The organism is Caballeronia arvi, from assembly GCF_001544695.2.
In the GTDB taxonomy this organism is placed as follows: domain Bacteria; phylum Pseudomonadota; class Gammaproteobacteria; order Burkholderiales; family Burkholderiaceae; genus Caballeronia; species Caballeronia arvi.
In genome coordinates this window covers 54,743-64,221 of the sequence record NZ_FCOM02000048.1, presented here as the reverse complement: position 1 = coordinate 64,221, position 9,479 = coordinate 54,743, and the positions used below count along the sequence as shown (strand labels likewise).

The window sequence follows — 9,479 nt, the reverse complement described above, 5'->3', positions numbered from 1 at the left end:
GTCCTGACACACCTGTTACCCATGTCCCCGGTCTATACACAGCAGCAAAGAAAGTGACTGCCGCCCCGCATAGGGGCAGAGCAAATAGACCGACACGAAAACAGGATTTCATAGAAGCGCAGGCGTACCAACCAAAGACCCCAAAGCCCCCACGATGATTCTCCTGCAACTCATCTATAGCGGCATCGCGCTCGGCATGATCTACGCCGTGATCGCCTTCGGCTATCAACTCACGTTCGCCACATCGGGCACGCTGAACTTTGGTCAGGGCGATGCGCTGATGCTCGGCGCGCTCGTCGGCCTGACGCTCGTCTCGGCGGGCGTGAACTACTGGCTGATGATTCCGCTAGTGTGTCTCTTCGGGCTCGTGCAGGGCTCGTTCGTCGAGCGCATCGGCGTGCGGCCTGCCATCAGGATCAAGTCCGAGTTCGGCTGGATCATGTCGACGATCGCGCTCGGCATCATCTTCAAGAACGTCGCGGAAAACGTCTGGGGCCGCGACGATCTGCGCTTTCCTTCGCCTTTACCCGAAGCGCCGCTGAAGATCTTCGGCGCGAATGTGCTGCCGATGGAACTGCTCGTCGTCGGCGGCGCGCTCGTGATGATGCTCGCAGTCGAGTTCTTTAATCGCAAGACGATCTTCGGCAAGGCCGTGGTCGCGACGGCGAACGACCGCGATGCGGCATCGCTGATGGGCATCAACACGGGGCTCGTCATCACGTTCTCGTATGCGCTTTCGTCGTTGACCGCTGCATTTGCAGGGGTTTTGATCGCGCCGCTCACGTTGACCGGCGCAACGATGGGCGCGGTGCTCGGCCTCAAGGCGTTCGCCGTGGCGATCATCGGCGGCTTGTCGAGCGGCATGGGCATCATCGTCGGCGGGATGATACTCGGCATCGCGGAGACGACGACCGGCTTCTACATTTCCACCGGCTACAAAGACGTGCCGGGGCTCGTGCTGCTCTTGATCGTGCTTGCGGTCAAACCGGCAGGTCTGTTCGGCAAGACGGCGATCAAGAAAGTCTGAGGCGGCGACGATGAAAGCAAAGAACTGGATCGCGGCGCTTGTCGGACTTGCCGCGCTCATGATTTTTCCGGTGGTATCGGGCAATCCGTACTACATCCATCTGGTCGAAACCATCATGATTTACGCGATCCTGTTGTTCGGGCTCGATATCGTGGTGGGATATACGGGACAGGTTTCGCTCGGTCATGCGGGCCTGTTCGGCGTGGGCGCGTACACGGCGGGCGTGCTCTTCATCAAGCTCGGTATGCCGTTCTATGTGACGGCGCCGCTCGCGATACTCGTCACGGCGGCCTTCGGCGCGATCCTCGCCTTGCCCGCGCTGCGTGTGTCGGGACCTTATCTCGCGATGGTGACGCTCGCGTTCGGCACGATCATCCAGATTCTCATCAACGAGATGGACTTTCTGACGAACGGACCGATGGGCCTCAAGATCCCGAAGCCGATGTTCGCCGGTCACAAGCTTGACGAAGTCGAGTATTACTGGCTCGTCGCGGCGATGCTCGTGCTGTCGCTGATCGTCGTGCATCGCGTGCTGAAGTCGCATCTGGGGCGCGCGTTCGAAGCGTTGCGCGACAGCCCGATCGCATCGGATTGCATGGGCGTGTCGGTGTATCGCTACAAGGTGTATGCGTTCGTCATCAGCGCGGGTTTCGCGGGGCTGGCGGGCTGTCTCTATTCGTACTCGGAGCAGTACATTTCGCCAAACACGTATAACTTCGAGCTGACGATTCTGTTCCTGCTCGCGATCATCATGGGCGGGCGCAAGACGCGCACGGGCGCGATCATCGGCTCGACGGTCATCGTGCTGTTGCCGAAGCTGCTCGACGACATAGCGAATTTTCGCGTAGTGGCGACGGCGCTGGCGGTGGTCGTCGTTGCGGGCGCGGTGCTCGCGCTGATGCGCAAGACCACGACGCCGCAGCGTGTGGCGGTGCCGATCGTCGGCACGGCGGGACTTGCGGTGTTTTCCTTCTGGATCGACGCGCTGACGGACTGGCGTCTCACCATCTTCGGCCTGATGATCCTGCTGGTGGTTTATTACTTGCAGGATGGCATCGTAGGCTTCGTGCGCAAGACATTGAATCTAGGCCGCGTGCGCGTGACGAAGGTCGATACCGATGAGCTCGCGAGCCATACGCGCGAGGACGATGCCGTTGCGGCGGTCGCCACGCAAGGCGCGCAGACGCTTCTCGACGTGCGCGGCGTGCTGATGCAGTTCAGCGGCCTGAAGGCGTTGAACGACGTGAACCTGACGGTGAAGCGAGGCACGATTCACGGCCTCATCGGTCCGAACGGTTCCGGCAAGAGCACGATGATGAACGTGCTGACGGGCATCTATGTGCCGACTGCGGGCACGATCGAATACGAAGGGCAATCGCTTGCGGGACGTACGTCGTCGAAGATTGCGCTGTCGGGCATCGCGCGGACGTTTCAGAACGTGCAGCTCTTTGGCGAGATGACGGCGCTGGAGAATGTGCTCGTGGGTTTGCATCACACCTTCAAGTCGAATTTCGCGGATGTCGGCGTGATGAGTTCGCGGTATCGGCGTGAAGAGCGCGCAGCGCGCGAGCGGGCTTTCAATATGCTGCGCTTTGTCGGGCTGGAGAATGTCGCTGGCGAGGAAGCGCGGAACTTGCCTTATGGTAAGCAGCGGCTGCTGGAGATTGCGCGTGCGCTGGCGCTCGATCCGCAGTTGCTTTTGCTCGATGAGCCTGCGGCTGGCTTGACCGCGCCGGATATTCGCGAACTCGTCGCGATCATTCGGAAGGTGCGCAATCACGGCATCACGCTCGTGTTGATCGAGCATCATATGGATGTGGTGATGAGCGTGTGTGATGTGGTGTCGGTGCTCGACTTTGGGCAGAAAATCGCTGAAGGGAAGCCTTCCGAGATTCAGGCTAATGAGAAGGTTATTGAGGCTTATCTCGGTGGGCAGACTGCTGAGGCGGTTTGATTCTTTTTTGTCATCGGGGAGCTTGCTTTCGCGTTGGTTTATTAGCGTTGCCCCTATGCGGGGCGGCAGTCACTTTCTTTGCTGCTGCAAAGAAAGTAACCAAAGAAACAGCTATCCCCAGCCTAAGCACTTCACGCCGGCCGCGGCACAGGCGATTGGTTGAATGGAACCCAGAGTAGCGAGTGTTCTCATAGGTCTTATCGGGCGTGGACCGCGCACGGTCTGCCGCCCCATAACTTTAAGCGTGTCGGTTCAGCACGAAATAGCTCCGGCACAGCGCTACGCGCTGCCGAGAGGTCTGCAAGGGAAACCAGCTGACCACAAATGCAGTGAGATAGAGGCGAGCAAACCCGATTGACCGGTCGGCCGCGAAGCGGGCCGGAGCTTGCAAGGGCTGAACCAGTAAGTTGTGTGGTGCGAGGAGTCGGACCGTGTGCGATCCAAGCCCGATGAGGCCTACGAGGGCACTCGCTACTCTGGGGGCCATTAGATCGATAGCCTGTGCCGCGGCCGGCATGAAGTGCTTAGGCTGGGGATAGCTGTTTCTTTGGTTACTTTCTTTGCAGCAGCAAAGAAAGTGACTGCCGCCCCGCACAGGGGCAGAGCAAACAGACCGACACGAATTCAGGATTCCACGAAAGCGAAAGCAGAAAACAAAAATGCTGACGATAAAAAACCTCCACGCCGGTTACGGCAAAGTAAAAGTCCTGCATGGCATATCCTTGACCGTGCCGAAGGCAAAAGTCGTGACCTTGATCGGCTCGAACGGCGCCGGCAAAACCACAACCATGCGCGCGATCTCCGGCATGATCAAGCCGACAGAAGGCGAAATCACAATGGGCGCGGGCAGCACCGCAAAGCGTATCGACTCGCTCGAGTCGCACAAGATCGCGCGCCTGGGCCTGGCGCATTCCCCGGAAGGAAGACGGGTCTTCGCGACGATGTCCGTCACCGATAACCTCCTGCTGGGCGCCTTCCCACGCCTCACATGGTCAAGACCCAAAGGCGACGTCAACGCGGATCTCGAACGCGCGATCGAGCTATTCCCGCGCCTGAAAGAACGCCGCAATCAACTGGCGGGCACGCTCTCCGGCGGCGAACAGCAAATGCTCGCGATGGCGCGCGCGATCATGCTCAACCCCGATCTCGTCTTGCTCGACGAACCGTCGATGGGCCTCGCGCCCATTCTCGTCGATGAAGTATTCCGCATCATCGAGCGTCTCAAAGCCGATGGCGTCACGATGCTGCTCGTCGAACAGTTCGCCGCCGCCGCGCTGAATGTCGCGGATTACGGCTATGTGCTGGAGAACGGCCGCGTCGCGACACACGGTCCGGCCGAGCAATTGCGCAACGATCCATCGGTCAAAGCGGCGTATCTCGGCGCGAGTCACTGATTGCCGCACTGCGGCAGAAACATTCCGCTCTATCATGGTCAGGGCGCGACCACGCGCGCCTCCGACATCCCGAACAAGGAGCTGCCATGATCAGCGGCAAGACCACTCTGATTGCTCACCTCGGCTACCCGACCGAAGCGTTCAAGGCGCCGATGATCTACAACCCGTGGTTCGACAAGCAGGGCATCGACGCCGTCGTCGTGCCGATGGGCGTCAAGCCGGAGGATTACGTCGCGTTTCTGCCGCATCTGTTCAAGCTGACGAACATCCGCGGCGCGCTGGTGACGATGCCCCACAAGATCACGACCGTCGGTCTCATGGACGAAGTGAGCCCGACCGCGCGCATCGCCGGGGCGTGCAACGCGATCCTGAAACGCCCGGACGGCACGCTCGTCGGCGATCAGTTCGATGGCGCGGGCTTCGTGCGCGGCGTCGAGCGCAAAGGCCGCAAGCTCGCGGGCACGCGCGTGCTCGTGCTGGGCAGCGGCGGCGTCGGCTCGCCGATCGCGGCATCGCTCGCAGCCGCAGGCGTCGCGGAGCTCGCGATCTTCGATACGAACACAGCATCCGTCGAAGGCCTCGCGTCGCGTTTGCGCGAGCACTATCCCCAACTCGTCGTCAGGACGGACACGAGAGACCCGGACGGCTTCGACGTCATCGTGAACGCAACGCCACTAGGCATGAAGGAAACCGATCCGCTGCCGTTCGATATCGAGCGAATCGCGCCGACCACGTTCGTCGGTGAAGTGGTGATGAAGTCGGAGTACACGCCGCTCCTGCGCGCGGCCAAGGAAAAGGGCTGCGCCGTGCAGGTCGGCACGGACATGCTTTTCGAAATGATCCCGGCCTATCTCGAGTTTTTCGGTTACGGCACCGCCACCGCCGACGATTTGCGCGCCGTCGCGCAGATCAAATACGCGTAAATAACGCTTCCTGCGCGGACATAAGCGCATATCCGTTCCTATACTTATCGACACAGCAACGCAGACGCTCATCCTCTGACAAATAGGCCGCGCGAGTCACGGCGGCCCGGAAAACGCAGGGAGGAATCATGGGATCGACTGCACCCGGCGTGCCGGCCGACGACAAACACGCGCCCGAGCCGCACGGCCATCCGGCGCTAATGGGGCTTTCGCTCGCGGCATTGGGCGTCGTCTACGGCGATATCGGCACGAGCCCGCTCTACACGCTTAAAACCGTGTTCGATCCTGCGGGCGGCCTGCCATTGCAGCCCGCGAACGTGATCGGCATCGTGTCGCTGATCTTCTGGTCGCTCACGATCATCGTTTCGCTGAAGTACGTCGCGCTGATCCTGCGCGCCAACAATCACGGCGAAGGCGGCATCATGGCGCTGCTCGCGCTCGCGGCGTCGTCGGTGGAATCGAAGAAGCGGCTGAAGCACGTGCTCCTGCTCATCGGCGTGATGGGCGCCGCGCTCTTTTATGGCGATGGCGTCATCACGCCGGCCATTTCCGTGCTGAGCGCCGTGGAAGGGCTCGAAGTGGCCGCGCCGATGTTGCAGCCGTACGTCGTGCCCATTACGCTCGTCGCGCTCATCGGGCTCTTCGTGATGCAGAAGCACGGCACGTCGGGCATCGGCGCAGTGTTCGGGCCGGTCATGGTGCTGTGGTTCATCGTGCTGGCGGTGTCGGGCCTCATGAACATCAAGGATGCGCCGCACATTCTCACCGCGCTGAATCCGCTCGAAGGGCTCGCATTCTGCCTGCATCATCGCTGGCTCGCGTTCGTTGCGCTCGGCGCGGTCGTGCTGTCGCTCACAGGCGCGGAAGCGCTCTATGCCGACATGGGCCACTTCGGCTCGCGGCCGATTCGCCTCACGTGGTTCGCGATCGTCTTTCCGGCGCTCGCGCTCAACTATCTCGGTCAGGGCGCGCTGCTGATCGCCGATCCGTCCGCGCTGCAGAATCCGTTCTATCGCCTCTTCCCGTCGTGGATGCTTTATCCGATGGTCGTGCTCTCGACGATCGCGACCGTCATCGCTTCGCAGGCCGTGATCTCCGGCACGTATTCGATGACCAAGCAGGCGATGCAGCTCGGCTTTCTGCCGCGCATGAGTGTCGTATATACGTCGGCGCGGGAGATCGGGCAGATCTATGTGCCGGGCATCAACTGGACGCTGCTGCTCGCGGTGGTCGCCGCCGTGCTCGGCTTCGGCTCGTCGACCGCACTCGGCTCGGCATACGGCATCGCTGTCACGGGCACGATGCTCATCACGACCGTGCTGACCTTCTTCGTGATCCGCTATGCCTGGCACTACAACTGGGCGCTGTGCGTCTTCGCGACGGCGTTCTTCTTCGTGATCGACGCGATGTTCTTCTCGGCAAATTGCCTGAAGATTGCGGACGGCGGCTGGTTCCCGGTCGCGATCGGCCTCGTGATGTTCACGATCATGGCGACATGGGGACGCGGCGCGCAAATGATGATTCAGGAAGCGCACGTGCGCGCGGGCACGACACCGCTGAAGCCGTTCCTCGCCAATCTGATCGCGCGTTCGCCGGCGCGCGTGGAGGGCACGGCCATCTTCATGTCGAACGATCCCAACAGCGTGCCGCATTCGCTCATCAACAACCTCATGCATAACCGCGTGCTGCACGACACCACGGTGTTTCTGACGGTCGCGACCGAACCGGTGCCGTGGGTCGACGAAACGCGCCGCGTGGATCTGCAAGCGCTCGGAAACGGCTGCTTTCAGGTGACGGTGAACTACGGCTTCAAGGACGAAGTGGATTTGCCCGCCGCGCTGGAGAAATGCCGGCCATCGGGCGTCAAGTTCGATCGTGCGAGCAGTTCGTATTTTCTTTCGCGGGCGACTGTCGTGCCGACGCCGGGCACGGGCATGGCGTTATGGCGCGAACGGCTCTTCGCGATCATGCTGCACAATGTTGGGAACGTCGCGGCGTATTTGCGCCTGCCTGCCGATCGCGTGATCGAGGTCGGCACGCGTGTCGAGATATGACGGCGCAAATCGGCTGATATGCGGGCATTGGAGGCAAGCACGCGTCGCGACGGGGAGCGAGACTGACGACAAGACAGCGCACAAGACAACGCGGCAAACAGGAGACGCCATGACCGCCAGCAGCAGCACGCCGACCCGCCATACGTTTCCCTCCAGCACGCGTCTCGTCGAGCGCGGCAAGATCGTGTCCGCGCGCGAGGCCGTGCGCCTGATTCAGTCAGGCGACACGCTCGCGACGAGCGGCTTCGTCGGCATCGGCTTCGCGGAGGAAATCGCGATCGCGCTAGAGGAGCGCTTCGTCGAAGGTACGCATCCGATCGCCGGCCTCACGCTCGTGTATGCAGCCGGTCAGGGCGATGGCCGCACGAAGGGCCTCAATCATCTCGCGCACGAAGGCCTCATCAAACGCGTGATAGGCGGGCATTGGGGACTCGTGCCGGGCCTGCAGAAGATGGCGATCGAAAACCGCATCGAAGCGTATAACCTGCCGCAAGGCGTGATTTCGCAGCTCTTTCGCGATATCGCCGCGCACCGGCCCGGACAGATCTCTACGGTCGGACTCGGCACGTTCGTCGATCCGCGCAACGGCGGCGGCAAGCTCAATGCACGCACGACGGAAGACCTCGTGCGGCTCATGCCCATCGACGGCACGGATTATCTGTACTACAAAACCTTCCCGATCGATGTCGCGATCGTGCGCGGCACCACGGCCGATCTCAACGGCAATGTCACGATGGAAAAGGAAGCGCTGACGCTCGAAGCGCTATCCATCGCGATGGCCGCGCGCAATTCCGGAGGCATCGTGATCGCGCAAGTGGAGCGGCTCGCGGAATCGAACACGCTCAACTCGCGTCAGGTGAAGATTCCCGGCGTGATGGTCGATTGCGTCGTGCTCGCAAAAGCCGACAATCACTGGCAGACCTTCGGCGAGCAATACAGCGCGGCGTTTTCCAGCGAACTGCGCGTGGCCGCGAGTTCCGTGCCGCCGATGGGCCTCACCGAGCGCAAGATCATCGCGCGGCGTGCGGCGTTCGAACTCATGGCGAACAGCATCGTGAATCTCGGCATCGGCATGCCGGAGGGCATCGCGAGCGTCGCGAACGAAGAGCAGGTCATCGATCTTTTCACGATGACGACCGAGCCCGGCGTCATCGGCGGCATTCCGGCGGGCGGTCTCAACTTCGGCGCGGCGACCAATACGCAGGCGATCATCGATCAGCCCTATCAATTTGATTTCTACGATGGCGGCGGCCTCGATATCGCGTTCCTCGGTCTCGCGCAGGCCGACCGCGAAGGCAATCTCAACGTGAGCAAGTTCGGCCCGAAGCTCGCGGGCGCGGGCGGTTTCATCAACATCAGCCAGGCGGCGAAGAAGGTCGTGTTCGTCGGCACGTTCAACGCCGGCAAGCTCGATGTGGCGATCGAAGACGGCAAGCTCAGGATCAATCGCGAGGGCGATTGCCGCAAGTTCGTCGAGGCGGTCGAGCATCGCACGTTCAGCGGCAGTTATGCGGCAGAGCGCGGACAGCCCGTGCTCTATATCACCGAGCGCTGCGTGTTCGAACTTACGGACAAGGGACTCGCGCTGACGGAAGTGGCGCCGGGCATCGACATCGAGCGGGACATCGTCGCGCAAATGGGGTTCGCGCCGATCATGGACACGCCGCCGCGTCTGATGGACGAACGCATTTTCCGCGATGCCCCAATGGGCTTGCGCAAGATCCTTCTGAGCCTCGACCTGTCGGAACGCTTCAGCTATGACGCGGAGAAGAACCTCTTCTTCATCAATTTCGAAGGACTGGAAGTGAAGAGCCTGACCGATGTCGAAGCGATCCGCCGCGAAGTCGAAAAGCAATTGGCCGATGCGGCGACCCGGCCGCATGCGATCGTGAATTACGATAACTTTTCCATTCGCCCCGATATGCTCGATGCGTATTCGGAAATGGTGACCAAGCTGGTCGATGGACATTACGACCGCGTGACGCGTTATACGACGAGCAGCTTCTTGCGGCTGAAACTCGGCGATGCGTTGAAGCGCCGCGGCGTAGCGCCGTATATCTACGAGAGTCCGGAAGAAGCGCGCGAGCACGAATCGAAACGCGCGTCGGAATAAGCAAAAGGGCCGCG

The 9,479-nt window shown here is 61.4% G+C and carries 6 protein-coding genes; all 6 read left to right on the top strand.

Annotated elements, in window-relative coordinates; genetic code table 11:
- Window positions 1–154 precede the first annotated feature (154 nt).
- The gene (locus AWB74_RS33625) at window positions 155–1,027 is read left to right on the top strand and encodes a branched-chain amino acid ABC transporter permease (RefSeq protein WP_061150929.1); all 873 of its coding nucleotides are present in this window, start codon (window positions 155–157) and stop codon (window positions 1,025–1,027) included.
- Between the two features lie 10 nt (window positions 1,028–1,037).
- Window positions 1,038–2,981 (top strand): branched-chain amino acid ABC transporter ATP-binding protein/permease, encoded by a 1,944-nt coding sequence (locus AWB74_RS33620; RefSeq protein WP_061150928.1) that lies wholly within the window; start codon window positions 1,038–1,040, stop codon window positions 2,979–2,981.
- 659 nt (window positions 2,982–3,640) lie between these two features.
- Entirely contained in the window at window positions 3,641–4,375 is a 735-nt protein-coding gene (locus AWB74_RS33610; RefSeq protein ID WP_061150926.1) for an ABC transporter ATP-binding protein, read from the top strand.
- A gap of 86 nt (window positions 4,376–4,461) precedes the next feature.
- On the top strand, window positions 4,462–5,298 hold the full coding sequence (locus AWB74_RS33605; protein ID WP_061150925.1) for a shikimate dehydrogenase family protein: 837 nt from the start codon (window positions 4,462–4,464) through the stop codon (window positions 5,296–5,298).
- A gap of 128 nt (window positions 5,299–5,426) precedes the next feature.
- The gene (locus tag AWB74_RS33600) at window positions 5,427–7,352 is read left to right on the top strand and encodes a potassium transporter Kup (RefSeq protein ID WP_061150924.1); all 1,926 of its coding nucleotides are present in this window, start codon (window positions 5,427–5,429) and stop codon (window positions 7,350–7,352) included.
- Between the two features lie 109 nt (window positions 7,353–7,461).
- On the top strand, window positions 7,462–9,465 hold the full coding sequence (locus AWB74_RS33595) for an acyl CoA:acetate/3-ketoacid CoA transferase (protein ID WP_061150923.1): 2,004 nt from the start codon (window positions 7,462–7,464) through the stop codon (window positions 9,463–9,465).
- The last annotated feature ends 14 nt before the right edge of the window (window positions 9,466–9,479 follow it).